Source organism: Maricaulis sp. W15, from assembly GCF_001924955.1.
Lineage (GTDB): Bacteria > Pseudomonadota > Alphaproteobacteria > Caulobacterales > Maricaulaceae > Maricaulis > Maricaulis maris.
Map to the genome: position 1 here is coordinate 243,944 of NZ_LQXG01000012.1, position 26,169 is coordinate 270,112.

21 protein-coding genes are annotated in these 26,169 nt (G+C 63.9%); 13 read left to right on the forward strand and 8 right to left on the reverse strand.

Going from position 1 to position 26,169, the window contains the following annotated elements; genetic code table 11:
• Positions 1 to 193 precede the first annotated feature (193 nt).
• The 5 genes from AWH62_RS06595 to AWH62_RS06615 all read left to right on the forward strand — a co-directional run bounded on the left by AWH62_RS06595 (position 194) and on the right by AWH62_RS06615 (position 4,089).
• Positions 194 to 1,570, forward strand: coding sequence for a mechanosensitive ion channel family protein (locus tag AWH62_RS06595; protein ID WP_075189688.1), 1,377 nt, complete (start codon positions 194 to 196; stop codon positions 1,568 to 1,570).
• Positions 1,571 to 2,032: 462 nt separating this feature from the next.
• Entirely contained in the window at positions 2,033 to 2,389 is a 357-nt protein-coding gene (locus AWH62_RS06600) for a helix-turn-helix transcriptional regulator (RefSeq protein ID WP_075189689.1), read from the forward strand.
• Positions 2,373 to 2,888, forward strand: coding sequence for an SRPBCC family protein (locus tag AWH62_RS06605; protein WP_075189690.1), 516 nt, complete (start codon positions 2,373 to 2,375; stop codon positions 2,886 to 2,888). Before AWH62_RS06600 ends, AWH62_RS06605 begins: the two co-directional genes overlap by 17 nt.
• Positions 2,885 to 3,355 carry an SRPBCC domain-containing protein gene (locus tag AWH62_RS06610; RefSeq protein WP_075189691.1) on the forward strand — a complete coding sequence of 157 codons (471 nt, stop codon included), beginning with the start codon at positions 2,885 to 2,887 and terminating at the stop codon, positions 3,353 to 3,355. The genes AWH62_RS06605 and AWH62_RS06610 overlap by 4 nt, the downstream gene beginning before the upstream one ends.
• Before the next feature lie 62 nt (positions 3,356 to 3,417).
• The gene (locus AWH62_RS06615; RefSeq protein ID WP_075189692.1) at positions 3,418 to 4,089 is read left to right on the forward strand and encodes a YceI family protein; all 672 of its coding nucleotides are present in this window, start codon (positions 3,418 to 3,420) and stop codon (positions 4,087 to 4,089) included.
• 14 nt (positions 4,090 to 4,103) lie between these two features.
• On the opposite strand, the gene AWH62_RS06620 is transcribed toward AWH62_RS06615, so the two are convergent.
• Positions 4,104 to 5,057: an isopenicillin N synthase family oxygenase gene (locus tag AWH62_RS06620; protein ID WP_075189693.1), complete on the reverse strand. Its 954-nt coding sequence runs from the start codon at positions 5,055 to 5,057 to the stop codon at positions 4,104 to 4,106.
• A gap of 165 nt (positions 5,058 to 5,222) precedes the next feature.
• On the opposite strand from AWH62_RS06620, the gene AWH62_RS06625 reads away from it, so the two are divergent.
• Complete coding sequence (locus AWH62_RS06625; protein WP_075189694.1) at positions 5,223 to 6,806, forward strand: hypothetical protein; 1,584 nt, start codon at positions 5,223 to 5,225, stop codon at positions 6,804 to 6,806.
• Positions 6,807 to 6,967: 161 nt separating this feature from the next.
• Complete coding sequence (locus tag AWH62_RS06630; RefSeq protein WP_075189695.1) at positions 6,968 to 7,240, forward strand: sel1 repeat family protein; 273 nt, start codon at positions 6,968 to 6,970, stop codon at positions 7,238 to 7,240.
• A 569-nt stretch (positions 7,241 to 7,809) separates the two neighbouring features.
• On the opposite strand, the gene AWH62_RS06635 is transcribed toward AWH62_RS06630, so the two are convergent.
• Positions 7,810 to 8,550: a polysaccharide biosynthesis/export family protein gene (locus tag AWH62_RS06635; protein ID WP_075189923.1), complete on the reverse strand. Its 741-nt coding sequence runs from the start codon at positions 8,548 to 8,550 to the stop codon at positions 7,810 to 7,812.
• A gap of 88 nt (positions 8,551 to 8,638) precedes the next feature.
• Here AWH62_RS06635 and AWH62_RS06640 point away from each other — a divergent pair, with 88 nt between their 5' ends.
• The 3 genes from AWH62_RS06640 (at position 8,639) to AWH62_RS06650 (ending at position 12,152) form a co-directional block, all read left to right on the forward strand.
• Entirely contained in the window at positions 8,639 to 10,177 is a 1,539-nt protein-coding gene (locus tag AWH62_RS06640; protein ID WP_083635053.1) for a Wzz/FepE/Etk N-terminal domain-containing protein, read from the forward strand.
• A gap of 65 nt (positions 10,178 to 10,242) precedes the next feature.
• Positions 10,243 to 10,878 (forward strand): hypothetical protein, encoded by a 636-nt coding sequence (locus AWH62_RS06645; RefSeq protein ID WP_075189697.1) that lies wholly within the window; start codon positions 10,243 to 10,245, stop codon positions 10,876 to 10,878.
• Positions 10,875 to 12,152, forward strand: a complete 1,278-nt coding sequence (locus AWH62_RS06650) for an O-antigen ligase (RefSeq protein WP_075189698.1) — start codon at positions 10,875 to 10,877, stop codon at positions 12,150 to 12,152. The genes AWH62_RS06645 and AWH62_RS06650 overlap by 4 nt, the downstream gene beginning before the upstream one ends.
• On the opposite strand, the gene AWH62_RS06655 is transcribed toward AWH62_RS06650, so the two are convergent.
• The 4 genes from AWH62_RS06655 to AWH62_RS06670 are packed head-to-tail and all read right to left on the reverse strand — an operon-like array spanning position 12,153 to position 16,258.
• Entirely contained in the window at positions 12,153 to 13,097 is a 945-nt protein-coding gene (locus tag AWH62_RS06655) for a glycosyltransferase family 2 protein (RefSeq protein ID WP_075189699.1), read from the reverse strand.
• The gene (locus AWH62_RS06660; protein ID WP_075189700.1) at positions 13,094 to 13,861 is read right to left on the reverse strand and encodes a polysaccharide deacetylase family protein; all 768 of its coding nucleotides are present in this window, start codon (positions 13,859 to 13,861) and stop codon (positions 13,094 to 13,096) included. Before AWH62_RS06660 ends, AWH62_RS06655 begins: the two co-directional genes overlap by 4 nt.
• Positions 13,861 to 14,805 carry a glycosyltransferase family A protein gene (locus AWH62_RS06665; protein WP_075189701.1) on the reverse strand — a complete coding sequence of 315 codons (945 nt, stop codon included), beginning with the start codon at positions 14,803 to 14,805 and terminating at the stop codon, positions 13,861 to 13,863. Before AWH62_RS06665 ends, AWH62_RS06660 begins: the two co-directional genes overlap by 1 nt.
• A 1-nt stretch (position 14,806) precedes the next feature.
• Positions 14,807 to 16,258, reverse strand: coding sequence for an oligosaccharide flippase family protein (locus AWH62_RS06670; RefSeq protein ID WP_075189702.1), 1,452 nt, complete (start codon positions 16,256 to 16,258; stop codon positions 14,807 to 14,809).
• A 132-nt stretch (positions 16,259 to 16,390) separates the two neighbouring features.
• Between AWH62_RS06670 and AWH62_RS06675 the strand changes: the two genes are divergently transcribed.
• A complete protein-coding gene (locus AWH62_RS06675; RefSeq protein WP_075189703.1) occupies positions 16,391 to 17,473 on the forward strand; it encodes a GNAT family N-acetyltransferase in 1,083 nt (360 codons plus the stop codon).
• The gene (locus AWH62_RS06680) at positions 17,470 to 18,672 is read left to right on the forward strand and encodes a cellulase family glycosylhydrolase (RefSeq protein WP_075189704.1); all 1,203 of its coding nucleotides are present in this window, start codon (positions 17,470 to 17,472) and stop codon (positions 18,670 to 18,672) included. Before AWH62_RS06675 ends, AWH62_RS06680 begins: the two co-directional genes overlap by 4 nt.
• On the opposite strand, the gene AWH62_RS06685 is transcribed toward AWH62_RS06680, so the two are convergent.
• Positions 18,669 to 20,216 (reverse strand): exopolysaccharide biosynthesis polyprenyl glycosylphosphotransferase, encoded by a 1,548-nt coding sequence (locus AWH62_RS06685; RefSeq protein WP_158025582.1) that lies wholly within the window; start codon positions 20,214 to 20,216, stop codon positions 18,669 to 18,671. The two genes, AWH62_RS06680 and AWH62_RS06685, sit on opposite strands and share 4 nt — an antisense overlap.
• A 247-nt stretch (positions 20,217 to 20,463) precedes the next feature.
• Between AWH62_RS06685 and AWH62_RS06690 the strand changes: the two genes are divergently transcribed.
• Positions 20,464 to 23,616 (forward strand): amidohydrolase family protein, encoded by a 3,153-nt coding sequence (locus AWH62_RS06690; RefSeq protein WP_233128267.1) that lies wholly within the window; start codon positions 20,464 to 20,466, stop codon positions 23,614 to 23,616.
• A gap of 186 nt (positions 23,617 to 23,802) precedes the next feature.
• On the opposite strand, the gene AWH62_RS06695 is transcribed toward AWH62_RS06690, so the two are convergent.
• Positions 23,803 to 26,031: a TonB-dependent receptor gene (locus AWH62_RS06695; protein ID WP_083635056.1), complete on the reverse strand. Its 2,229-nt coding sequence runs from the start codon at positions 26,029 to 26,031 to the stop codon at positions 23,803 to 23,805.
• Between the last annotated feature and the right edge of the window lie 138 nt (positions 26,032 to 26,169).

The window sequence follows — 26,169 nt, forward strand, 5'->3', positions numbered from 1 at the left end:
TGCTGCGCCTGGTCGGCAAGGATGGTGGGAACATGAAACAGGCCAGAAATTGTTGGCGCTCCAAACCGTCGTGACCGCCATCGGGCTTTGCTGTAGCGCGCGCCGCGTGGTGACGGGAGCGAGCTGGCGCAAGAGACTCGCCCGCATCCCCGCAATAATGCTATCTCTCTGAAATCAAGGGAGAGAGCACCAGATGACCACACCGCAGGATGACAGCGCGCTGGGCGAACTTTTGCCGATGGAAGTGCTGGAAGGGCGGGTGCGTGAGCTTTGGGACTGGTTTATCGCCAGCCTGCTCAATCTTGATGTTGCCCTTCAGATGGGGCTGGTCCTTGCGGCCTTCATTCCAGCGCTCATTTTTGGTCCGCGCCTGCGCCATGTGGTGGAAGAGCTTACCCATAGCCGCATCCGGACCGGTTTGGCCCGGCGGCTGGTGACGGCCGCGATCTCACTGGCGACGCCACTGGCCCTGGTTTCGGTACTGGCGATCATCCGCATCGTGCTCGGCGCGCTCGACCGGCCTTTCGGTCTCATCGACGCCGCCATGAGCCTGATGACGGCCTGGCTGGTGATCCGGGCGGTGACCCTGATCATCCGGTCGCGCTTCTGGTCCAAGGTCGCCTTCTATGTCGCCTGGCCGGTGGCGGCGCTGGACGTGTTCGGCCTGCTCGACGATGTGGTGATGCAGTTGCAGGCATTGGCCATTCCCCTGGGTGAGACCGAGGACGGTCAGCCTGTTGATCTCTCCCTGTTCGATATTCTGCGCACCCTGATCTATTTCGGTGTGCTGTTTTGGCTCGCGTCGCTGGCCGGTCGCACGGTCAATGCCCAGCTGCAAAGGGCGGAGGAAATCTCGCCGGCCCTGCGGGCGCTGATTGCCAAGGTGCTTGGCTTTGCCCTGCCGGTCGTGGCGCTGTTGATCGCGCTGCAGCTGACGGGTTTCAACCTCGCCACGCTGGCGATCTTCTCGGGCGCCGTCGGTATCGGCGTCGGTCTGGGTCTGCAGAAGACCGTCGCCAATTTTGCCGCCGGTTTCACCCTGCTGGCCGACAAGTCCATCAAGCCCGGCGACGCGCTGGAGGTTGATGGCCAGTTCGGCTGGGTGACCGGGATGGAGTCGCGCTATGTCTCGCTGCGCACCCGTGACGGCACCGAGCACCTCATTCCGAACGAGCATTTCATCGCCAATGGCGTCATCAACTGGTCGAAGTCCGACCGCGTGGTGCGCCAGCATGCGCCGTTTGGTGTCTCCTACGACACGCGCGACCTGGCCCGGGTGCAGAGGATCGCGATCGAGGCGGCGATGACGGTCAAGCGGGTCGTGTCCGATAAGGAGCCGGTCTGCAATCTGATGGAATACGGCGACAGCTCGGTCAATTTCGACCTGCGTTTCTGGATATCAGACCCGGAGAACGGCCTCTCCAATGTCCGCAGTGATGTCTATTTGGCAATCTGGGAGGCCTTCCACGAGAATGAGGTCGAATTCCCTTATCCGCAGATCGACATCCATGTCCGCGACATGCCGGCCGGAATGAAAAAGCCCAAGCCGGCGACCACCACGTCCGAGTAGGCACGCCAAAAAAGTGGCCGCGAGGCTTGCGCCGCGCGGCCATCCAGTTGGCTGGTGGCAGGGCCGGTGCGCTCGATGTCGATCGCAACCCGCCATCTTCCACATCAGCAGGATGCGCCGGGACCACGCGTTGGTACAATCGATTGATTTTCTGGCAGCCATCGAAATTGGTGATACTGCCGGCTGCCACCCACCGGAGCGTGTATGGCGGCCATGCATTCTTGTTGCATTACAAAGCGTTCAGCTCGGGAAGCGCTTAGCGGTTTGGTAATACAACCTGAAGATATTGGCGTTGCCGAACGGTGGCGGGGCACAGCCCGATCACCGGAGGGCGCTATCAGACTTTGGGGGTGCAGACATGGGGCTGCACCCCTTTTTCTGTGCCGGGGCGGGCGGAAAATTGGTTAGGTATATTTCTAAGTTTTTGCTTGACCGCAGGCCGGGCGCCTAATACCTAGGCGCATGCCTAACTTTCAAGACCCGCTCGACCAGACCTTCCACGCGCTCGCTGATCCGACGCGCCGAGCCATCATCGCCCGGCTCGTGCAGGGGGCGGCCAGCGTGTCCGAACTCGCCGAACCCTTTGACATGGCGCTGCCCTCACTGATGCAGCACATCAAGGTGCTTGAGCAGGGCGGGCTATTGAAATCCCACAAGACCGGACGGGTCCGCACCTGCCGCCTGGACGCCGCCCGCCTGGGTCAGGCGCAGGACTGGCTCGCGGAACAAAGGGCGCTGTGGGAAGGGCGGCTGGACCGCCTCGACGCTTATCTCAAGGACATGACCGCAAAGGAAATCCCCGATGACCCGCAACCGTGACTGGGCCGAATTCAACCCCGAAACCGATCTGACCATCGAGCGCCGCATCGATGCGCCGGTCGAACTCGTCTGGTCCGCCTGGACCGATCCCGAGCGGCTGAAACAGTGGTGGTGTCCGCAGCCCTGGTCGACCCCGGAGGTTGAAATGGATCTGCGTCCCGGCGGCATTTTCCGCACGGTCATGCAGTCGCCTGAAGGCGACCGGCACGATAATGCAGGCATTTTTCTCGCGATCGAACCGAGGGCCTGGATCGCCTGGACCAGCGCCTTGCGGCCCGGCTTCCGACCTGCCCCCGATGCCGGAGACAGCGGCTTGCATATGACCGCCGGTATCGAGTTCAAGCCTGACGGTACGGGAACGCATTATAGTGCCACGGTGCTGCACCCGGACGCCGCGTCCCGCAAGCGCCATGAGGCCATGGGCTTCCACGATGGCTGGGGCACCGTGATCGATCAGCTGGCCGCGCATGTCGCGACAATGAAGGCAGGTGCCCAATGACCGGCTGGATGGCGCATGAAAGTTTCTCGCTCGAGCGTGAATATGAGGTATCGGTGTCGCGGGTCTTTGCGGCTTGGGAGGATGTCGAGGGGCGTGCGCTCTGGCAAAAGCCGGCGGCCCATCTTCACCTCGTCTATGACAGGGCGGATTTCCGGGTTGGCGGCAGGGACGTCAGCCGTTGCTGGGCGGATGATGAAAGCGATGCCTACCAGGCCATCGTCCACTATCAGGATATCGTGCCGGATCATCGCATCATCATGTCCGAAACCGTCTCCAAGGCCGGCACGCATCTGGCCTCGGCGCTGGTCACGGTCGAGATGTGTGCCGACAATGGCGGCACCCGCCTGCGCCTGACGTTGCAGATCGTCGGCGAAACGAACTCGGAGATCTTCGCAGGCTATCGTGAGGGCTGGGGCGCGCTGATCGAAAACCTCGCTTTGCATTTCGAGGCGGAGACCACGTCATGACCCGGGCGCTCACCCTGTCTGTGGAACGTTATCTGGAAGCGGCGTCTCATAGGGGAAAAAGGATGATCGTTCGAATTCCGCTGGTCGCCGCTGCGCTCACCGCCGCCCTGTCGGCGACGGGCGAGGCCCAGGACATCCAGGCGCCACGCATGATGCCGCCGCCGGCTGGCGAATACACGCTTGATCCGGCGCATGGCAGCGTGATTGTCCGTGTCGATCACATGGGATTTTCGGGCTATCCCATTCGCTTCACCCGGTTCGACATCCAGTTGGACTTCAATCCGCAGGCGCCGGAAACCATGTCGGTGACCGCCTCGATCGACCCGGCATCCCTGGAAACGCACTATCCCGGCGAGGATGTCGATTTCGATGCCGTCCTGACCGGCCCGCAATGGCTTGATGTCGAGAGTTTCCCCGCGATCGGCTTCGTGTCGCACAGCGTGGAACTGACCGGGCCGGACAGCGCGGACGTGACCGGTACGCTTTCGATGATGGGCTTCGAGCGGACGATCACGCTGCAGGTGACCTATAATGGCGGCTATGCCGGCATGGCAGTTTATGATCCGCAGGCCCGGATCGGGTTTTCCGCCACGGCCGAGTTCAACCGATCCGATTTCGGCCTTGCCTATGGAATTCCGGCAGAAGGCTCGTCATTCGGTGTGGCGGACAGGGTCACGGTGAGCATCGAGGCTGAATTGATCGGTCCACCACTCGAAGCGCCGCCTGCTGAATAGCAAGTGCAACAGCGCTACTTCAACAACCCGATCTCGCGAAGGCGCTGGTTGAGATAATCATTGGCCCGCATTGCTTGCGGATATTTGTCCGGATTGTCCGGCCCGGCACAGCCCGGCAGCGTCTCGATCATGTAGTCGGGACGATAGTGCAGGAAAAACGGCAGGGAGTAGCGTGAGAAACCAGTGCGGGCGCCGGCCGGATTGATCACCCGGTGCTGGGTCGAGGGCAGGATGTCATTGGTCGAGCGGGCCAGCATGTCGCCCATATTGACGACCAGGCAGCCGGGCGGCGGGTTCATGTCGATCCACTCTCCGGTGCGAGCCTTGACCTGCAGGCCCGGCTCCTCGGCGCCCAGCAGCAGGGTGATGGTGTTGATGTCGCCATGCGCCTCAGCCCGGATCGAGCCGCCCGGATCGCCGGTCACCGGCGGGTAATGCAACAGGCGCATCACCGAATTGCCGTCCTTCACCGTGTCGTCGAAGAAGGTCTCTTCAAGGCCCAGATCCAGCGCAATGGCCCGCAATACCTGCACACCGAGTTGGTCGAAGGCGTCATAGAGGGCGTGCACGGTCTCGCGCCAGCCGTCGATTTCCACCGGCACCAGATTGGGCGCCATGTCGGCTTCATATTTGTGGCCAGCCGGCAGGTCGCGACCGACATGCCAGAATTCCTTCAGATCGACATGTTTGGCATCCTTGGCGATCTCCTTGCCGAAAGGCGTGTAGCCGCGCGCACCACCGCCGCCCTCGACGAGATATTTCATCTTGGTCGCTTCGGGCAGGGCAAAGAAGTCTGCAGCCTTGTCGTAGGCTGCCTTGATCAGATCGGTGTCGAGGCCGTGATCGGAGATCGCCGCAAAACCGTATTCCCGGAAACTGCGGCCCAGCTCGGCGGCGAAGCGGACCTTGTCGGTCTGCGCCAGGCGCATCGAGACGGGCGGGAAGCGGGAGAGGGTGTCAGACGGCATTATCGGCTCCTGAAGGCGACCTGTTGGAAATAGGACGCGCAAAAGCGACAGGCAATCTCCCTTTCATCCAGTACCGTCCTGCACCGGCCTCCTCGCGCCTCAGGTGCAAGCCCTTGCACGGTCACGGCAGGGCGGCATAACTGGGCATGGGAACAGGGGGGCATCATGACGGAGACCGTCGATGCTGGAGAGATGCGGACGCCGGGCGCCGATGCTTGGCAGCGGGCGGGCTTGACCCGCGGCGAGGCGGTGCGCCGCGAGCGCGTGGATCGCTGGCGGGCCGAGACCCAGTCGCCTTGGGAAGCGGGCCTTCCGGGTCTGATCGGCTGGCTGCTCTGGCGGACCCTGTTCAAGGGGCTGCAACCGCTCTGGCTGATCACATCGCTGGCGCTGGCCTTGTGGTTCTCGGTCCAGTGGTTGGGCCAGACCGGTGGTCTGGCGGCCCATGTTGAGCCGCAGCCGGGTGAGGCAGAACGCCTGTCGGTGCTGGTCGCCGCGGCCGTCCCGGAAGGCGCGGATGCGCGCCGGATCTGGCAGGGCCGGCTCGAGGATGCCCTGCGCGGCGATGAGCGGCGACGCGCTGATATCGACCGTTTCCGCAGTTGGGCGGCGTTGGGTCCGGATCTGATCGGCCGCGAGCGGTTGGCACTGGAAAGCCTGGCCGGCGCCGCCGGGCCGCGGGCGCTTGACGCTGAATTGCGTGCCGGTCCGGCGTGGCAGCGGCGGACCCGTCTTGAGGCCGCATGGCAATCTCAACTGGCGCGTGGCGAAGCCCTGGACCTCGACCCGCCGGCCTTGATCTTCGCACCTGAGGCGATCCGCCAGCGGGCCGTGACACGCGGCTTCGCCTGGGCGGTTGCCAATACCAGTGCCGACGGATTTTTCCGTGGCGATCATCGCGGCCAGTTCGAGCTGCGCTCCGTGCCGGGCCTGGTCACCGGGGAGGCGGGCGATACCCGTCTTTATGGCGGTGTGCGTGACCTCGTGATCCAGCTTTGTGCCGGGTCCGGATCGGGGCCATCACTCCGACCAGACGGGTGCGACAGCCCCATTATCCCGCCCGCGGCCGCGGATTCGCTTGCCCTGTCGCTGGCGGCGATCGAAGCGGGCATGGTCGAATTGCCCGGTCGCAGCCGGGCGATGGTGTCGGGCGCGGAAATCCTGATCGCCGCGCGTCGGGCCGGCCGTCTCGATCCCGGTTTCGAGGCTTGGTTGGCCGGGGCGCTTGCGGACCTGCTGCCCGCCGAAACCGTGAGGGCGCGCCTGGTCGAAGCTGGCGTGCGCCCGGATGTCAGCTTTGCCGCGCCGTCGCGGGTGCGGCCGCAGATCGAGAGTTTGCACGACGCCCGCACCGCACCCGGCGCGGTCGAGCTGGCCACGTTGTTACAGCAGATCGACGCCGTGCGGTCGGCCACGTCGAGCTTTGAGGCCATTCGCCTGATGGTTTATGTCGACACGCCCGATACGCTGGCGGAGCTGCAGCGCTTGTCGGCGCTGGCCGGCCCGGCCAGCCTGGCGGTGATGGAATGGCTCGGCGCGACCGCTTATCAGGCGCTGGTCGCGGCAGGGCCGCGACCAGCTGCGGCGCCGGGGGTTCGTCAGGGTCTGATCCTTGCGCTCGGTTCGGCTGCCTTCGTCTTGCTGCTCACGCTGATCCGCATCACGACGCCGGACCGGCTGCGCCGTGCCAGTCGCACAAGTCTTACCGATGCGTGGATGTCGCGTTTACTACTCGGCAGGAAAATCTAACGCATTTAAATACTTAAGGCGTATTTTTCTGTCAGACCTTAACCTTAATGCAAGCCTCTTTGCTCAGGATCATCCGTGTTCGAAGGCATTCGGACTGGATGGTGGTTGCGGGTTACAGGTCAAAACGACAGGGCCCGCCAGTGTAGAGTAAGGGAAGACCCATGGCGTTCACGGACGTAGAAACGGCCCAAGCGCATCAAGCGGCATTTGCTGACCCGACGGGTGAGGATCTGTGCAAGCTTGGTATCTTGTATTCAACCGGCCAGGGTGGCGAGATCGACTATGTCGAAGCGCACAAATGGTTCAACCTGGCAGCCCTGATGGGCTCGGAACCGGCGAAATACTATCGCGCCGAAATCTCCGATCAAATGTCGACCTTCGAAGTGGCCAGCGCCCAGCGCGCCGCCCGTGAATGGTTGTCGACGCGCCACTAGGCGAAACCGACTGACATGATGATAGCCGGCGGATGGGGGCATCTGCCGGCTTCAGTACCAACACGCCCGCTGATCCGTGAGGATGGCGGGCGTTTGTGTGTTTTTGGTGCTGTCTCCGCGCTGCTCTCACCGAGGTTTACCCCTCACCCTGACCCTCTCCCTAGGGAGAGGGAAAGCGCCTTGCAGGAAAAATTCGGGAAAACTTATCCGCCCCCCGTCCGCCCCATCGCATAATCCTCCCATTCCCGCGCCACTCGAGGCTCGGACCGGTTATCCGGGGGTGTGGGGATGGCGGAGCGCATCCGGTTTGCTGGGGCTGACCACCATCAGACCCGGTGCGGCCATCGGCAGGGCAGGCGGCATAACGATGACCGTTTTGATCCCCGCCGGTTTCGATACGGGGCCGCAAGGCAACCCGGGAAACCTCCGCGTGCGGGATGCTTGTCGAAGCTACCGTTGTAAATCAGCGCTTTATCGGCTCCGGCCGGTATCCCGCACTCCCTCTCTGCCCAACACGCCAGGCGAGCTCGCCGTGGCGGTCTTGGTGTTTGGGTCAGGAAAATGACGGCTCAGTCATTGGTGATCGCGTCGGCGATGGCGTAGGAAAACGCCTGGTCCAGCGGCAGGATGCCGGAGACGTATTGCTCGAAGAAGACGCCGACCTCTGCCACGGTCGAGCGCGGCACGAAGATGATGTCGTGGCGGCGAATCTGGATGGCGTCGGCGCCGGAGCGGCCACGCAGCGCGTCGTGAAGATTGACGGTGCGCATCATTAACCCGCCGCCGGGCTGGCGACGCAGGACGACGACATCGCCGCGGGCGGCCGTGTTCTGGAAGCCGCCGGCCATCATGACCGCCTCCAATGCGCCGACCGGACCGGTCAATTCGACCAGGCCGGGCGCGTTGACTTCGCCGCCGACAATGATGTTCTGCGGACCCAGCGCGGCGCGGCGGACCTCGATGATGGGCGAGACCAGGATGTCGCGGGCATAGGCGTCGGCCAGCGTGTTGGCGATCTCGTAATCGGTCTTGGCGGCGACCATGACATTGCCCAGAAGCGGCAGCGAGACGCGACCGTCGGGGCCGATCAGGGCGCTGCGTGACAATTCGGGCGCCGAGTGGACGGTGACGTCGATCGTGTCGCCGGGAAAGAAGCGATAGGCGGGATCGGTATCCTGCCAGGCGGCAAAGCGCGGTTCGCCCCAATTGGCCGCAGCGGGCGGGCCGGACGGCGTGCCGGCGCAGGCGCTCAGGGCCAGCGGGGCCAGGAGGAGGGCGGCGGCGCAGAGGCCATGTCGGATCGCGCTCATGAAATATCTTTCCGGTCGGCTGTTGGCGGCCATTCTCAACGCGGCATGGATAACAAATTTTTAAGCGCGTGCGGGGTCTTATTGGGCGATGACGCGCGCATATCAGGATATGGGCCCCGCTCACCCGGCGGCCAGCGGACCGGTTCACGCCCCGAGGGGGGAGTTGGACCTGTTCGATGTGATCGCTCTGGCTTGGTCACAAAAAGGCTTTATCGCCTTGATTTTCGCGCTTGTTTTCGCGGTTGGCGCGGCGGCGTCGCTGATGTTGCTGAAGCCGACCTATACCGCCGAGACCCGTCTGCTTGTCCTGCTCGATTCGAATCCGACGCCGACGGCGGCCGGGGTCGGTGATGCCTTCATGCTCGACCAGGTCATGCAGTCGGAAAGCGAATTGCTGAGTTCCGAGGCCGTGCGCCGTCTGGCGCTGGACACGTTGGGCGCAGATGTCGTGCTTGGCGAGCAAGCCGGTCTCAATGCTGATGGAGTGGCGCTGCGCGAGTTGCGCGGCGGTTTTGAGTTGTCGCGTGAGCCCAATTCCTCGGCCATCAACGCCACATTCAAATCGCCCTCGGCCGAGCGTTCCGCACTGATCCTCAACACCATTGTTGATGCCTATCTTGCCTATCGTGAACAGGTCCTGTTCGAGACCGGCGTCAGTGGCCTGGAAGTGCGGCGCGAGCAGGCCGATGCGGCCGTGTCGCAAGCGCGCGGCGAACTCGACGCTTTCCTGCGCACGCATGACTTGGCGAATTTCGAGGCCGAACGCCTGACCGCCGAAAACCTGGTGGGCAATCTGTCGGAGCGGATCAGTCAGGCTCGGGCCGAGCGTGATTCCGCCCTGGCCGGTGCGTCGGCCTTGCGCGAACGCCTGTTCCAGATCCCCGAAAGCATCGAACTCTATGTCGAGAATGGTGTCTCGGGCGTCCTGCTGGATCGCCGCGCCGAACGGGCCAGCCTGCTGGCGCGCTATCAGCCGACGGCGCCGGCGGTGCAGGCCGTCGACCGCGAGATCGCGGCGATCGAGAGCTTTATCCAGTCAGGCGCAACCGAGGGCGAGGGCCAGCGCCGGACCGGCGCCAATCCGGTCCGGCAGACACTTGAGTCGGAATTGGCGACCCGTGAGGCCAATGCCCAAGCGCAGGCCTCGCTGGTGACGGCCCTGGAAACTCAGGCACGGGATAATCGCAATTTGGTCAACCGGCTGCGCCAACTGGAACCCGACTATACTCGCCTTGCCCAGAACATCACCGCTGCCGAAGAAGCTGCCGGAGCGGTCGCGGCTTTGGAAGCGACGGCATCGGCGCGACGTGCGCCCAGCCTTGGTGCGGCCGACGCTGTCCGTCTGATTGACCGCGCCTCGCCGCCGATGGAGGGGAGCTCGATGAAAAAACTCGGCCTGATCGGCGCCTTCGTGCTGGCCGCCGGGCTCGCGCTCTTCCTTGGCCTGTTGCGCGGCTATTGGCTGACCTATGTCCGGGCTGCGGGGCTGCCGCGTTCACGTCCGGTCACGCCAGCCGCTGCGCCGGCACAGGAGCAGGCACCCGTCACCGCTGCGCATCCGGTGGCGGCCAATGATCCGTTTGATGGGCTGCCCATACTGGCGCATGTCGCTGACCGGACTCTGTAAGCGCAGCGTTAACCTCGTTTCCCGCATCCTGTGGCCTAGCGATTCGCCTTGAGCTTGCCCGTGCCATGAACCTCACCGCCGACCTTTCCCAGCTGATCGATGACCTCGAACCGATTGCCCGTCCGGGCGGTCAGGGCCGGGTGTTGATGGTGATGGGCGCGAGCCGCGGCGCCGGGGCATCGACGGTGGCCCGTGAGCTGGCGCGGTTGGCGGCGCGCCGGTCGACACGTGGCGTCTGGCTCTATGACCTCGATTTCAACGCCAATGCCCAGGCCGAAGCGGCCCGCGTGCAGGGGCAGGCCTTCGATGCCGGTTTCGGGCGCAACCCCTTCTGGTCGCTGACCACGCAGGATGGCGAGAAGGCCCGCATCATTGCGCGGCAATCGGCGGTGTCGAACCTCTTCGTGACCGAACTTCAGGCCCGGCCCGGGGCCGTGCGGCAAGCGGGTCTGCGTGCGGCGCCGGACTATTGGTCGGCGGTGCGCGGGGCGGTCGATCTCGCCATTATTGATGCGCCCGGCAATTCGCGGGCGCCCTTGTCGCTGGTGGCCGATGTCGATGGTGTCATTCTGGTCGCTGATGCCCGTTTGAGCCGGGTCGATGGCATCCAGGCCCGCCGTTCTGCCATCGAGGCACGCGGCGGTGTGGTCGCCGGTCTTATTCTCAATCGCACGCGGAGCAATGCCCGGAGCGCGGCATGAGTGCGCGCGGCATGAGCCTCGCCGCCGCGCATGATCCGGCCTTTCTCGCCGCCTGGCGCCAGGCGCCGGCGCTGAAATTTACCAGCCTTGTCGAGGGCGGGCTGACCCTGCTCTGTCTCTTCCTGTTTTCACAGGGGCTTATCGGCCCGCTCTTTGCCGATCCGGCCGACCCCGACAGCTCCGTCGTGCTGCGCCTGATCTGGTTGCCGGTCTACGCCATCACCATGGTGCTCGCCGTCACCCGTCCCGGCGCCATGGGGCGCACGCTGACCGGCAATTGGATGATGCTGGCCCTGGTCCTGTTGACGGCCGTCTCGGTGATCTGGTCGGTGGCGCCGGACACGACACTGCGCCGTGCCTTCGCCCTGATCATGACGACATTTTTCGGCTTCTGGATGGCCGCACGCTGGTCGTGGCGCGGTTTGATCCTGCTTGTCGCGACAACATTTGTCGGCCTCGCGGTGATGTCGACATTGATGGCGCTGGCCATGCCGTCGCTCGGGGTTGACCATGCGGTCCATGCCGGCGCCTGGAAAGGTGTGTGGTGGGAGAAGAATACGCTCGGCGCCATGATGGCTTGGGGCGCGGTGGCCTGTTTTGCGGCGCTTCACGTCGACCCAAAGCGGCGCTGGATCTGGATGGCGGGCGCGGTCCTGTGTTGTGCCCTGGTCTTGTTGTCGACGTCCAAGACGGCTCTGTTGGCTCTGTTATTGGGTCTTGGCGGTGCGGTCGGCATTGCCCTGTGCCGGCGCGGTTTCGGCTTTGCCTCACTGATGCTGTTTCTCGGCCTGACCGGCGTGGCGGGCGGCGTGCTCATCCTGTTGGTGGCACCCGTTGAATTTCTCGAACTCCTCGGCCGCGACGCCACACTGACCGGGCGGACCGACATCTGGGCCATCCTGTCGCGCCAGGCCATGGAGGTGCCCTGGACCGGCTATGGCTATATGGCCTTCTGGGCCAACGAGACCGGTCCGGTCTTCTGGGTCCGGCAAGGCACGGACTGGCCGGTGCCGACAGCGCACAATGGCTGGATCGAGACCGCGCTGGCGATCGGGATGCCGGGCATGGTGATGATGTTGCTGGTCTTTGGACATGCGCTGGTGCGGGCGGCCGGCCGCTTGTTTCGTGGTCCGGAGACCTATTGGACGCTGACTTTCCTGGCGATGCTTGGCTTGGTCAGCATCTCCGAATCCAACCTGTTGCAGCAAAACTCGATCAGCTGGGTGTTGCTGGTCGCCACAGCGGCCAAGCTGGCCGACCGGCGCGCGGTCTGATCAGGCCTGGCTGGTCGGGTCGGCCGGGCTGAGCGGCGCAGCCTCACCGTAGAAGCGCGGTTCGAACGCCTCGATCCAGAACAGTTTGCCAGCGCCTTGAACTGCCCGATCGAGCCAGCGCGCCGCCGAGGCGTGACGGGCCAGCATGGTCACGGCGGCGACAGCGCCATAGGCGGCCAACTGCCCAAGTCCCACCATCATCCAGAAGCCGATCCCGGCCCAGCGCCGCGGCCGGGCATTGGCGGCTGACTGTGTGGCGCCCTGACCAAAGGCAAAACTACGGGCCAGGAGGTAGCGCCAGCTGGTGCGGCGCGCGTCCACGGTCTCGACCGCATGGGCAGCGGCCGACCAGCCAAAGCGGGCGCCTTGCCGCGCGAGTTCGGCAAAGAATAGGTCATCCTCGCCGCCACTGATATTCATGCGCGGATCAAACGGGGCCTCGGCCAATTCGAAGGCATTGCGGTCGACCAGGGAATTGCCGCAGCCGAAGGGCGCGTCCAGCCGATGGTCGGTGATCGCGCCGGGCCGCGAATAAAGGCGCTGTGCCAAGCCGGCGCGCACGCCATTCGGTGCATCGAGCGCTTCACCCCGTAACGGGCCGAACACAACATCGGCGGGCAGGGTTGTCGCCGTCGCCATCAGGGATTCCAGCCAGCCCGCCGACGCGATCTCGTCATCATCGAGAAAGGCGACATAGCGGGTCGTTGCTGCGGCCCAGCCGGCATTGCGGGCATTGGCGACACCGGCGCGTTCTTCGTGGACATAGGTGACCTTGCAGCGGGCCACGGCCCTCGCGTTGGCGACGCCGCGCGCCGCAGAGCCGGCCGGATCATTGTCGACGATGATGATTTCGTCGGGCTGCCGGCTTTGCGCCATCAGGCTGGCGAGGGCGGCACGCAGCCCGTCCGGACGGCGAAAGGTCGGCAGGATGACAGAGACGCTCATGCCGAGGCCTCCATCTGACGCACCGCTTCGCGCATGGTCAGGACTTCGGCGCCGCTGTCGGCGACGGCATCGCAGACACGCGCAAACTGGTCCGGCGTGCACCCCCATTGGGTGGGTTCGGCCTGGACGTCATGGGCGTAATAGATCAGCCAGCCGGGATGGCGTGACAGGCTGGCGGCGGCGTCGACAGCGCGCGCTATGCCGGCGGCCCCGCCGTCGATCGGCACCGACTTGAGCAGGTTGCAGTCGGCTCCGCCGCGATTGATGTCGGCATGCACGCCGCGCAGATTGCTGAAACGTTCGGACAAGGCCCGTTTGGTCGCCGGCGTTGCCTCGCCATAGGGAAAGGCAAAACTGTCGAGGTCGGTCTCCAGACCCATCGCCCTCAAGGCCCGCTCATTGCGTTCGATGTCGGCGAGGAAGGCGGCGGTGCCGACCTGGCTGGCGTCGAGATGGCTGTAGGTGTGGCAGGCGATTTCATGTCCGGCGGCCGTCAGGCGCTGCAGGTCGCCGCAATCGAACATCGCGCCATGATGGGTCACCCCACCGGCATAACCCGCCGATGCATAGTAAGTGCCGCACCAGCCATGGCGAGCCAGTGTGGCGGCGCCCGCCTCGGCGGCGGATTTCGGGAAATCGTCGAACGTGATGGTGACGATGGCGCGGTCGGTCGGCATGCGCAGCGGCTGGCACGCGGCAAACCGCGCCCAGCGGCGGTTGAGGCCGGCGATCAGACCGGATGACGGTGTGTAGGGGGCGTTCATCAGATGACCTCCGAAGTCCAGCTGGCGCGCCAGAGTTTCAGCGCCAGGGTGCGGATACGCAGCGGCAGGCCTTCACTGCGGCTGAGACGTGCCCACAGGCCGCGCAGCCAGTGCTGGCCAGGAACACGCTTGAGCAGGCGGGCGGCACGGGCGCCGGGCAGGTTTGCCAGCTCGGGATGGCGCGCAATCAGGCGTTTGAAGTTGATGGCTCCGGCGCGAAACTTGTCCAGAAGCTCGGTCGCTTCCTGCAGGCCACCATGCCGGGCCGGATTGTCGATATGGGTAAGACGGAAGCGGGCCGAGGCGCTGACCGCCCAGTCGACATCTTCCCAGCCCCAGCCGGTGAAATCCTCGTCATACGGGCAGTCACGCATCACTTCGGCGCGGACCAGGAGGTTGGAGGAGCAAAAGGCGGTCGCGCCGATGGCGTTGCGGCTTGTCGCATCATGCTGGTCGCTGGTGCGTGACAGGGCTGCGTGCAGGCGGTGCGCCGGGTTGTCCGGTTCGTCGGTTTCATAACCACCGAAGACGGCATCGGCCACGTCCGTGGCAATCGCCGTGTGATAGCGATCAAGAAAGGCGTCGTCGCCGGGCGTCATGTCGGCGTCGAGATAGAGCAGCCAGAGCGCACGTGCCTGCCCGGCCAGCAGGTTGCGACCGGCTGCGCGGCCGCGATTTCGGACGCTGGTCAGCAGCCGCATCGGCAGCTCGAAACCGTCGATAAGCGCGCAGATGGCCTGATTGAGTTCCGGATCCGGTTCACCATCATCGAACAGGACAATCTCGAAATCATGCGGGTCGCGGGCGAGGGGGGCGAGGGCAGTGATCAGTGCGCTGGCGTCGTCTCGGTAAAACGGGACGAGAATCGAAATCGCCGGCGCGCGCCCCCGTCGGCTCGCCGCATTGGCGTGCTCACGCATCGGGATTTCGGTCATCACGGTCATGCTAGGCCCCCGCCGGTCGGAACAGAAGGCGTGCATCGCGCAGCCAGGTCCGACACCCGGCAATATCCAGGCAATAGGCTGAAATCACGTAAACAAGTCCGCCGGTGCCTGCTTTCAGCGTGAGATCGAGCCAGGCCGTGCCGGCACCCGGCAGGGCAAAGACGGCAGCAGCCATGATGGCAGTCGCGGCGCCGGCCTTGATCCAGTCGGTCCATGGCAGCGGTAGCACGAAATGCCGGCGGCCGAGCACGGCGCAGGCGACGAGGGCCAGCGCATAGGCGATCACCGTCGCCATCGCGGCGCCGGCGATGCCGAAAAGCGGGATGAAGGCGAGGTTGAGACCGAGATTGATACCGGCGGACACGGCCATGGTCGCGGCCATGACACCGGTCTTTCGGGTCAGGGTGAAGGCCTCGTGGAAATAATAGGTCATCATCCCCTTCATCAGCCCGGACAGCGCGATCCAGGGCAGGATGGCGGCCGCTTCGGCACGCACGGATTCGCCGATGATGAGGGTCGTCAGGGGGGTGGCGACGAGGGCCAGACCCGCGGCGGCGGGAAAGCAGATCAGGCCCATCAGCCCGGCGGCCCGTCCGGCCATTGCTTGCGCGGCGGCGGTGCCGTCCTTCTCGAACGCCTTGATCGTCAGCGGCCAGACCGCGGCGCCGAACCAGATAAAGATCACGTCGAGCAGCCTGTCTGCGAGTCCGTAGCCGGCCGCATACATGCCGACCGCGCCCTGGCTGATCATCGCCGCGATCAGGAAGCGATCGCCCACTGACAGCAAGTGCTCGAAGATCAGGGACATGGAGAGTGGTGCGCCATAGCGCATGAAGCTGGCGGCGCGCGCAGGATGGCGGCGACCACGGGCGGCACGCCTCAGCATCACCGGCAAGTCGAAAACCAGCATGGCAAGGGCTGCGACGGCTGTTCCGACGAAGACACCGGCCGCGCCGAGATCGGTGGTCAGGACGACACCGATGCCGACCAGGAAACCGACCATCAGATAGCTCGCCTCAAGTGCCGAATAGCGCGAGACATTGCCACTGGCGCGATGTGTTTCCATTCCGATTTGCAACAGGGCCCGCAGCAGGAGCGAAATGATGGCAAAGCTCAGTGCGGCTTGAAGCCTGGGATCGATGGGCAGGATGTGCACACCCAGAACAAGCAGCGCACCTGCGACAACGGCAATGACCAGATAGAGACCATAGGCGGTCGCCAGATGGTCGCGCAGTCGACCGCGCTGTTCGGCCCGTGCGTGAAAGCGTGCGACCGCCGCTTCCAGCCAAGTGAATGTGACAATGTGGGTCAGGGAAAGCGTTGCTATTGCAATGGCATACTGGCCATACATTTCCGCCGGCATGATCCGGGTGAAGACGGCCACACCGCCGAAGCCGACCAAAACCTGCGCCAGTTGCACGGGCAGATAACCCAAGAGATGTCGTCCAAGCATGAAACGCTCCGCTCGCCTGACAGGGGAAGCCTGCAAGAGTGATGCCGCTTTGCGGGCGAGGCCGGGATTGTTCACCACCTGCTAAGGCGTTGCCGATATTTTGCTATTCGTGGCGGGGAAGCGGTTCACGCGATGCAGGTCGATCTGAAAAAGCCGAGCGAGTTGACGGGCGCGGAGCAGGGCGCCTGGCGTGCCTTTCTGGCCGCGGAACCGAGTCTCGCAAGTCCCTATTTTGCCCTGGAATTTGCCGAGTGTTGCGAGGAAGCGCGCGATGATACGCGCGTGCTGGTGGTGCGCGAACAGGGCGCGGTGGTCGGTTTCTTACCGTTGCAGACCGGACAGTTCGGATTTGCCCGTGGCCTGGCCGGACCCCTCGGCGATGTTCAGGGTGTGATTGCGCCGCATTCCAATCGCCCCGATCCGGCGGGTTGGCTGGCGGCTGCCGGTATCCCGGTATTCAGCTTCCACAGCGCCCTCGCGAGCCAGCCGGGATTTGCTGAGGCGGCGCGGGACCGGCCGGACGGGTCCTGGGTGATTGACGTCGCTGACGGGTTCGACGCGTGGCATGCGGGCCGTAAATCCGTCAACGCCAAGGCCATGCGCAACATCGCCACCCGTTTCCGGCGTCTTGGCGAGGTGGATGGCGGCCATTCCTTCGTGATGGCCGACTACCGGCCCGATGTGTTTGAAACCATGGTGCGGTTGAAGCGCGACCAGTATCGCCGAACCGGCGTGTTCGACGTGTTTTCCGTCGGCTGGACCGGGCGTCTGCTCAAGGCAATCCTGCGCCGGCAGAGCGATCATTTCTCTGGCGTGTGTTCCAGCCTGCGGGTTGGCGATGAAATCGTTGCCGTTCATGTCGGCATGGCGAGCGACCGGCTGTGCCATTATTGGTTTCCGGCCTACGAACCGGATCATAGCCGGTTGAGTCCGGGCGTTCTCTTGCTCGTTGAAATGGTTCGGACCGCGGCGGCGATCGGCCATGTCGGTATTGAATTGGGGCCGGGTGATTATGGCTTCAAGAAGGATCTCGCGAGCTCGCAGACGGGGCTGGTCGGTGGGCGTTTCACGACCCGGTCCGTGGGTGGGGGATTGGCCCGTGTCAGCCGGAATTGCGCCGATGCCTGCATACAGGCACCGCTCGGTCCGCTCGGCCGGATACCAGACAAGGGGCTGCGCAAGCTCGACCGGCTGGCCGGATTCTGGGCGCTGTGACCGGGCTGACCCGACGCCACGGCCTGATGGCCGCCGCCGCCGGCCTGGTCGCTGCCCCGGCCGCTCGCGCTGACAGCACACGGGCCGCCTTGTGGGACAATCGCCAGGGACCGAGCTTGCGCGGCGCCGTGGTCGCCCAGCGGCGCGTTTACGCCGATATCGACGGGCCAGAATTTCTCGGATCCGGCCCGGTCGGGGCGCCGGTGACCGACGCAGCACTGGCTCGTCTTGCTGCGCTGGGCGCCAATCTCGTTGTGTTGTCTCATCCTGGCCCGGCCAGCGAGACGCCGCCCTACACCGCCGATCCGGACGTTGAAATCCATCTTCACCGGATTATCCGTCGATGCGCCCGGCATGGACTATTCGTGGTCATCGGGTTTCGATCCGGGCCCGGACGCAGCGAATTCACCTTCCATCGCGACCAGGCGGATAGCTGGTTTCCGGCTTCGCGCATTGACGAAAGCGTTTGGCGGTCGCGCGAAGCCCAGGATGCCTGGGTCGCGATGTGGCAGCGTACCGCCCGGCAATTCCGGGCCTATCCGAACCTGGCCGGCTATCTGTTGATGGTTGAGCCGAATGCCAATCTTGTTGCTCCCGGTCCCGGTGGCGGTGATCTCGACATCTGGGATGCCGGACGGTTGGCTGAGGTCGTGGCCGGCACCCCGGCGGACTGGCCAGCGCTGGCCGCCCGCCTGGCGAGGGCGGTTCGCAACGAGGATACGCAGACGCCGATCCTGGTCAGCCCGGACGGTTATGCCAATCTGCATTTTGCCAGCTTGCTCGATATGCAGGTCGTGCCGGGTCAGGTTCTGGCCGTGCATGACTACGCTCCGCGGGCGTATACGCATCAGGACGCAGACATACGCCTCGGCTTTGATCCACAATTGGCCGGATTCGAACAACCTGCCAGCGGTGTGCCCTGGATGTTGGGAGAATTTGGCGTGTCACGTTGGGCGCCGGGCGCGGCGCAGTATCTGACCAGCCGGATAGCGGCAGCCGAGTCGGCAGGCGCGGCTTGGTCGGTGTTTCGTTGGGATAGCGGTTGGCGGGTTTATGAGAATGCCGAGAACCGCTTCAATCCACTGTATGGCGTCGATCCGGTAGCCGATCTGCCCGACGCCGGCTCGCCATTGATTGCGGCGCTGTCGCGTGCCTGGTCGGCGAACAATGTGCGACCGGCGCCGCTCCTGCGTCGCTAGCGAATATTGATCTTGTCGCCGAGCAGGGCCGGCAGGGTGCGCAGCATGATCCACAAATCGAACCAGAAATTCGCCTTGTCGATATAGGCGACGTCGAAGGCGATCCGTTCGCGCGCAGCTTCCGGCGAATGCAGCGGACCGCGTGAGCCATTGACCTGCGCCCAGCCGGTAATGCCCGGCTTGACGCGGTGGCGATGTGCGTATTCGGCGACCAGATTTGACGTCTCGGTGCCGCCGGTGCGCATGCCGGGCGCATGCGGACGCGGGCCGACGAGCGACATGTCACCGGTCAGGACATTCCACAATTGCGGGAGTTCATCGAGGCTGGTCTTGCGCAGGAAACCCCCGATGCGTGTGACCCGCGGATCGTCCAGTTCCACCTGGCGGACAGGCTTGGCGGCGGCGTCGGGGTCATGACGCATGGTGCGGAATTTCAGGACATTGATGGGACGCCCGTTGAAACCTTCGCGGACCTGGCGGAACAGCACCGGGCCACGACTGTCCAAGCGCACCGCCAAGGCGATCAGGGCCATGACCGGCAAACTGACGAGGAACAGGCCGAGGCCGAGCACGACGTCCTGCAGGCGTTTGGCGAGCAGGTGGGTGAAGCGCTCTTCGACGCCGCTCATGCGGGCGGCCTGGACGCCGACAATGTCGTCGAGCGAGGTTGCGGCCGGATCAAAACTGTCGAGATCCAGCAGCAGGCAGACGGTGTGGGGCAGGGCGCGCAATTTGGTCAGCAACAGGCGCACGCGCTCCTCGGCCTTTGGAGTCACGGTCAGGATGATGCGGTCGACCTCGTGCAGCAATGACCAGGCGAGAAGGTCATCGGTCGTGCCCAGATAGGGCGCGCCGGCGAGGGCTTGCGGGCTGCGGGCCTTGCGGTCGTCGAAAACGCCGACAACATTGACTGTCCCCGAGCCGGCATTGGCCTTGATCAGCTTGCTGGCATTCGGCGTTGCCCCGACCAGGACGACATTGCGGGCGAGGCGGCCGGCCTTGGCCCAGTGCTGGATGAAGCCGGCATAGATGACATGCAACAGGGTGACCGCGCCGACGCTGGTAATCGCGAAAGTGGCGACCAGATGTGTCACATCCGGGGCTGTCAGATGGGCCAGGGCGGTCACTGCCGAACCGGTCAGGGCAGTCGCGATGAAGGCCCGCAGCACACGCACCGTCGCGCTTTCGCGCGGTTCGACGGTGTAGAGTCGCATCAGCATGGCCAGGGCCGGGCACATTGCGGCAAAGGCGAGCAGGGGCAGGAGCTCACCCGCCGCGACCTCGGTCACGGCCCCGCCGGACATGGCGTAGGCGCCGGTCACGGTGAGGATGAGGATAACAAAGATATCAAGGCTCTGCCAGACATGGCCGAGCGCCTTGCGATTGACGCGGTGACGCGGTGCACGTGCATCGGCTTTCAGATGGGCGCGAGTCAGGCTGGCCGTGTCCGGATTGGACGGGCGCAGTGCGTCGGACGTGTCATTGGCCGGACCGGAGGCCTTGCGGGCCTGATCGCTCTGGCGCGGTGCGTTGGAATAGTCCACGGCGGTCCCCATTGATCTTGTCGTCATTCAACCAGACCAGGCAAAAGATTTCGTTGAGAAGCGTGGTTAGGGAAGTGTTACCGCAATGGCAGCGCCGGGATGCCCTGACGCGGGCGCCCGGCTCATGGCGCGATTGTTACAAACTGGTCAGTTTGTGGTCAGGCTGTTTGCGCCCTAATCTCTCGCCAAGAATCCAATCTTGGGGGAAGAAATGACCAGATTTGTTGCCATTTTAGCTGCGACCACAATGCTTTCCGGAACCACGGCCTTTGCCGCTCAAGGCGACGAATCCGAGGGATGGGATGTTGCCAACCCACCACTTGAGACCCGGTCGATCGACATCAATGTCACCGAAGGCACCTGGATGTCGCTGGATGTCAGCCCGGACGGGCAGACCATCGCATTCGATCTCTTGGGCGATATTTATACCATTCCGGTCGGTGGTGGCACGGCGACCAATATTTCGTCCGGTCTGCCCTGGGAGATACAGCCGCGCTTTTCTCCCGATGGCAGCCAGATCGCTTTCACGTCGGATCGCGCCGGTGGTGACAATGTCTGGATCATGAATGTCGATGGTTCCGACGCCCGCCAGCTGACCGAAGAGAGCTTTCGCCTGCTCAACAACGCGGCCTGGCATCCGTCCGGTCGCTACATCGCGGCGCGCAAGCACTTCACCACGTCGCGCTCGGCCGGGACTGGCGAGATCTGGCTTTATCATGTGCTCGGTGGCAGCGGTGTGCAGCTGGTCGAGCGTCCCAACGAGAACTTCCAGAAAGAACTCGGCGAGCCGATCTTTTCGCCGGACGGACGTTATCTTTACTACACGCAGAATGTGACTTCCGGGAACACCTTCATCTACGCCCAGGATTCCAATACCGACCTGTTCAATATCCGCCGTTATGACATGGAAACCGGCGAGACCGACACGGCGATCTCGGGAGCCGGTGGCGCTGTGCGCCCCGCTCCGTCGCCGGATGGGCGCTACATGGCCTTTGTCCGTCGTGACCGCATTCGTTCGGGCCTGTGGATCAAGGATCTGCAGTCGGGCGAGGAGCGCCGGATTGTCGAAACTGTCGATCAGGACATGCAGGAAACCTGGGGCATCACGGGCATGTATCCGAACATGGACTGGATGCCGGACAGCCGCTCTATCGTCTATTGGGCCGAGGGCGGCATTCAGCGGGTCGATATCGCGACCGGTGCCGTTACCAACATCCCGTTCAGTGTCGCCGACACCCGCGATGTCATCGATCCGCCGCGCCCGTCGGTCGAGGTTGCTCCCGCGACCTTCCAGACCCGCATGCCGCGTTTCGCTACCGCTTCGCCGGACGGCAGCCAGATCGTCTATGAGACGCTCGGCCAGCTTTGGGTGCGCGATGCCAATGGCGGCGAACCGCGGCGCCTGACCCGTGACGACGGGACGCGCCGGGAAATGATGCCGACCTGGTCGGCCGACGGTCGCACCATCGCCTTTGCGACCTGGGATGATCAGGACCTTGGTTCGATCCGCACGATTTCCGCACGCGGTGGCCGCGAAAGGGTTCTCACCGGTGAGCCCGGCCATTATCGCAATCCGCGCTTCTCGCCGGATGGCACGACCGTTGTCTTCGAGAAGGGTTCCGGCGGTTATCTGACTGCGCCGGAATGGTCGGAAAATGAGGGTGTTTATCGCGTTCCGTCGGATGGTGGCGACATGGTCCGCATCACCGACAGCGGTTCCGATCCGCATTTCGGGGCCTCAAACGATCGCGTTTTCGTGACCCGCGGCGGCGATGGCGCAAGCCTCGTTTCGCTCGATCTCGACGGTGGTAATGCGCGCACCCATGTCACCGGCGAACTGGTCACCGGCTATCAGGTTTCGCCCGATGGCAGCCATGTTGCCTTCCGCCAGAATTACGACGTCTTCGTTCAGCCATTGCTGCCAGGGCCGCAATCCGTGTCCGGTGGTCGCGGCAGTTCGGCTTTGCCGACAGTCGAAATTTCCGGCAATGGTGCCAGTTACTTCCATTGGAGCGGATCCGGCGACGCGCTCAACTGGTCGATGGGGCCGACTTTCTTCACGGCACGGGTTGATGAATTCCGTCCTGATCCGACCGGCGAGCGCGAATACACGCCGCCGACCGAAGGGGTGAACCTGTCGATGACCGCGACGGCGGACCGCCCGACCGGTGTTGTCGCGCTGACCAATGCCCGCATCGTCACCATGGCTGGAGAGGATGGTGGCGTGATCGAAAGCGGCACCATCGTTATCGACGGCAATCGCATCGCCGCCATCGGCGCCGATGTGGCCGTGCCGGACGGAGCCCGCACGGTCGACATGTCGGGCCGCACCATCACGCCGGGCTTTATCGATGCCCACGCCCACGGCCCTCAGGGTACGGGCGACATCATTCCGGAGCAGAACTGGTCGGTGATTGCCCACCTCGCCCTGGGCGTAACCACGATCCACGACCCGTCGAGCCGGGCCAGCATGATCTTCCCGGCGGCTGAATACCAACGGGCCGGCAGCCTGTTGGCGCCGCGCATCTATTCGACCGGTGAGATTGTCTATGGCGCTCGCGCGGCGTCGGTCTATGCCCAGATCGACAATTACGAGGATGCCCAGGAACACGTCTTCCGGCTGGCCTCGCAAGGTGCGCATTCGATCAAGAACTACAACCAGCCGCGCCGCGACCAGCGCCAGCAAGTGGTCGCTGCCGCCCATGAGGCCGGTGTCGAAGTGGTCGCCGAGGGCGGCTCCAACTACCACATGGACATGGCCATGGTGGCCGACGGCAATACCTCGATCGAGCACAACCTGCCGCTCTCGGCCATCTATGAAGATGTGCTGCAGATGTATTCCCAGACCGAGGTTGCCTACACGCCGACCATTGTCGTGACTTATGGCGGCCTCGCTGGTGATCCGTATTGGCGTCAGGCCATGGATGTCTGGCTCCACCCCATCCTGTCGCAGCATGTGCCGCCGCGCATTCTCCAGGCCGGATCGGTACGCCGGACCACGGCGCCGGAGGAAGACTTCGTCGATGACGACAATGCCCGCACCGCGCTGCAATTACGCAATCGCGGGGTCGAGGTCTCCATTGGTGCCCATGGCCAGCAGGAAGGTCTCGCGGCGCACTGGGAGATGTGGTCCTTCGTGCGCGGTGGCTTCTCGCCGCTGGAAGCGCTCGAGGCGGCGACCATCGCACCGGCCCGCCATCTCGGTTTCGACGCGGATATCGGGTCTCTGGAGGTTGGCAAACTGGCCGACCTGGTCGTCATGACCGCCAATCCGCTTGAGGATATCGGCAATACCGACGAGATCGAATACGTGATGCTCAATGGCCGTCTCTACGAAGCCGACACGATGAATGAGACCGTGACCGGTGATCGTCAGCGTCAACCCTATTTCTGGGAATAGACGCCAGCTCGCTGACTTCCTGAACCGGGAAAGAAAAAGAGGGCGCCCTACGGGGCGCCCTCAGTCTCTCGGGGGGATCGGTCTCTTCCCTCTACATGCCTGACCACGGCGATGGATGCAGTGAATAAAAAAAGCCCCGGGTAACCGCCCGGGGCTTTTTCAAGTCTTAAGCTTTGTCGCGTCGGCCTAGTTGAGGCTGGCGCGGAAGGAGGCGCCGATGATGCGCGGCTCGTTGACGAACCCGGTATTGTTGTTGAAGTCGATGCCGCCGACGAGATTGTCTTCGTCCGTGATATTGCGGGCAAACAGCGCGACTTCGTAGTCCTGGCCACCGGACAGCTCGCCGGCATAACCGACCCGAAGGCCACCTTCGAAATTGCCGTCGGAGTAGAATTCTTCCGACTCGTAGAGGAAGAGGTTGGTCCGGCCCTGGTAGAACCAGTCGGTGAAGGCGAACCATTCGCCGCCATTGCCGGCCGGGATCGAGTAGCGTGCCGAGAACGACAGGATGTAGTCCGGGGCCTGCGGGAAGGGATTGCCGTCAACTTCGACAAAGCCGTCGAAGTCTGCGTCCGGATCCAGCACGGTGCACTGGGCACACACGCCAACTTCCAGATCGCTGTCCTGCAGCTCTGTCTCGTTCCAGGAGAAGCCGGCCGTGACGAAGAGGTTGTCGGTGACCCACATTTCGCTGTCGATTTCGAAGCCGTAACCAACGCCGCGGTCGGCATTGATCAATTGGACCAGGTTCCCGCCGCCGCCGACAGCCGACAGCTGAAGGTCGTCGATCTGGTAGTAAAAGGCCGTCGCGTTGAAGCGGGCGCGACCATCGAGCGGCTCGGACTTGTAGCCGAGTTCGAAAGAGGTCGAGGTCTCGCTGTCGGCGATCGACGGCGGGTTGAAGAAGGCGACATCACGAGCCTGGATCGACGGGCCACGGAAGCCGCGGGCAATCCGTGCGAAGACAGCCTGGCTGTCGTCGAGGTCGTAATAGGCTGACAGGTCCCAGCTGATTTGCTCGTCCTGGACACTGACCGGGGTCACCGGAATCGAGGTCACCACACCGACGAGGCTTTTCTGGTCGACAGTGAAGCGCAGACCGCCGGACAATTCCAAACGCTCATTGAGTTGGTGGGAGGCTTGGCCGAATACTGACCACAGTTCATTGGTGTGCCGAACCGTTGTGGACGGCGGGAAGCCGCCATTCGGCCCCACTGTGGTGATGTCGAACTGACTGTCGAAGAAATAGGCACCGACCTGCCAGCTCGTCGTCTGATCGTCAGACGAAGCGAAACGGAATTCCTGGCTGAACTGGTCCAGATCATCAATGCCGTCCTGTGTCTCGGACGGGAAGGGGATGAAGCCCGGGCCGGTGACCAGATTGCCGCCATCGATATCGCCGAGGCTGTAGCCGGCGGCGTGCTCATAGGCCGAGATCGAGGTCAGCGTATATCCGCCGTCGAGATACAGGTTGACCGCGGCACTCGTGCCCCAATTGTCGTAGGCCTGCGGGTTATTGAAAGTACTGTCGAAATAGACTTCGTCGCGGACATAATTACTGTTCAGCTCGTTGGATCCCGGCGTCAGGATATTGGCCCGGAAGACGGCAGAGGTTCCGGTCAGCGAGCGGGCGTGGACATTGAACAGGGCCTCGACGGTTTCGCTCGGCGTGAACAGGAGCTGGATGCGTCCGGCCATTTCCTCATGGCCGCCCAGAGCATCGGTTTCTCCGGTAAAGGCATTGTCGATCCAGTCGTCCCGGTTCTGTGACAGCAGCGAGAGGCGTGCACTCAGCACGTCCTCGACCACTTGGCCGCCCAAGGCCGCTTCCAGATTGGTGGTGCCGTAGGACCCGGCCGCGACACTGATATAGCCGTCGGTTTCCTGGCTCGGGCGAACCGAGTCAAACTTGATCGTGCCGGCCGTCGTGTTGCGGCCAAACAGCGTGCCTTGCGGGCCGCGGGCAATTTCAACCTGGGCGACGTCAAAAAGCGGGAAGGATTTCAGGATGACGTTTTCCATCACCACATTGTCCATGATCACCGAGACCGGTTGTGAGGCGGCAAGGTCGAAATCGGTATTGCCCAGACCGCGGATATAGAAGCGCGGCGCGACACGGCCATTGGAGCTCTCGGCATAGACGGACGGAATGCGGGCGGCGAGGCTGAGAATATCGGCGCCGCCCTCTGTCAGCGGAGCCAGATCTTCGCCGGATTGGGCGGTCACCGAGTTGGCGATGTCCTGGATGTTTTCCTCGCGGCGGGTCGTCGTCACGATGATGGTTTCAACGGTCGAGGTTGTTGCCGGTGTGGATTGGGCCGAAGCCGTGGCCGGCATGAGGGCGGACGCGGTGAGCGCAAGGGCGCTGACACCGGCGAGCTGGACGCGTTTGCGCACGGAGGAAGCAAGGGTCATGAGGGTATCTTTCGAGCCAACCAGTAAGGGCTGTGCCAGGCGAAATAATGGTCGCCGCGAGGGGGTACAGCCAAGATGGACCTTCAGATAACGGATATTGCGGTTCTGTGACAGACCGGTGTTGCGCTGCAGCAGAAT

Coding starts and splice junctions, on each gene's coding strand:
- AWH62_RS06655 (WP_075189699.1), bottom strand. CDS start 13,097: ATGAGCGTCTCTGTCATCCTGCCGACCTTTCGCCGTCCGGACGGGCTG.
- AWH62_RS06690 (WP_233128267.1), top strand. CDS start 20,464: ATGCTTTCCGGAACCACGGCCTTTGCCGCTCAAGGCGACGAATCCGAG.
- AWH62_RS06660 (WP_075189700.1), bottom strand. CDS start 13,861: ATGAACGCCCCCTACACACCGTCATCCGGTCTGATCGCCGGCCTCAAC.
- AWH62_RS06670 (WP_075189702.1), bottom strand. CDS start 16,258: ATGCTTGGACGACATCTCTTGGGTTATCTGCCCGTGCAACTGGCGCAG.
- AWH62_RS06625 (WP_075189694.1), top strand. CDS start 5,223: ATGACGGAGACCGTCGATGCTGGAGAGATGCGGACGCCGGGCGCCGAT.
- AWH62_RS06605 (WP_075189690.1), top strand. CDS start 2,373: ATGACCCGCAACCGTGACTGGGCCGAATTCAACCCCGAAACCGATCTG.
- AWH62_RS06650 (WP_075189698.1), top strand. CDS start 10,875: ATGAGTGCGCGCGGCATGAGCCTCGCCGCCGCGCATGATCCGGCCTTT.
- AWH62_RS06635 (WP_075189923.1), bottom strand. CDS start 8,550: ATGAGCGCGATCCGACATGGCCTCTGCGCCGCCGCCCTCCTCCTGGCC.
- AWH62_RS06615 (WP_075189692.1), top strand. CDS start 3,418: ATGATCGTTCGAATTCCGCTGGTCGCCGCTGCGCTCACCGCCGCCCTG.
- AWH62_RS06640 (WP_083635053.1), top strand. CDS start 8,639: ATGACGCGCGCATATCAGGATATGGGCCCCGCTCACCCGGCGGCCAGC.
- AWH62_RS06610 (WP_075189691.1), top strand. CDS start 2,885: ATGACCGGCTGGATGGCGCATGAAAGTTTCTCGCTCGAGCGTGAATAT.
- AWH62_RS06620 (WP_075189693.1), bottom strand. CDS start 5,057: ATGCCGTCTGACACCCTCTCCCGCTTCCCGCCCGTCTCGATGCGCCTG.
- AWH62_RS06695 (WP_083635056.1), bottom strand. CDS start 26,031: ATGACCCTTGCTTCCTCCGTGCGCAAACGCGTCCAGCTCGCCGGTGTC.
- AWH62_RS06600 (WP_075189689.1), top strand. CDS start 2,033: ATGCCTAACTTTCAAGACCCGCTCGACCAGACCTTCCACGCGCTCGCT.
- AWH62_RS06665 (WP_075189701.1), bottom strand. CDS start 14,805: ATGACCGTGATGACCGAAATCCCGATGCGTGAGCACGCCAATGCGGCG.
- AWH62_RS06645 (WP_075189697.1), top strand. CDS start 10,243: ATGAACCTCACCGCCGACCTTTCCCAGCTGATCGATGACCTCGAACCG.
- AWH62_RS06595 (WP_075189688.1), top strand. CDS start 194: ATGACCACACCGCAGGATGACAGCGCGCTGGGCGAACTTTTGCCGATG.
- AWH62_RS06675 (WP_075189703.1), top strand. CDS start 16,391: ATGCAGGTCGATCTGAAAAAGCCGAGCGAGTTGACGGGCGCGGAGCAG.
- AWH62_RS06630 (WP_075189695.1), top strand. CDS start 6,968: ATGGCGTTCACGGACGTAGAAACGGCCCAAGCGCATCAAGCGGCATTT.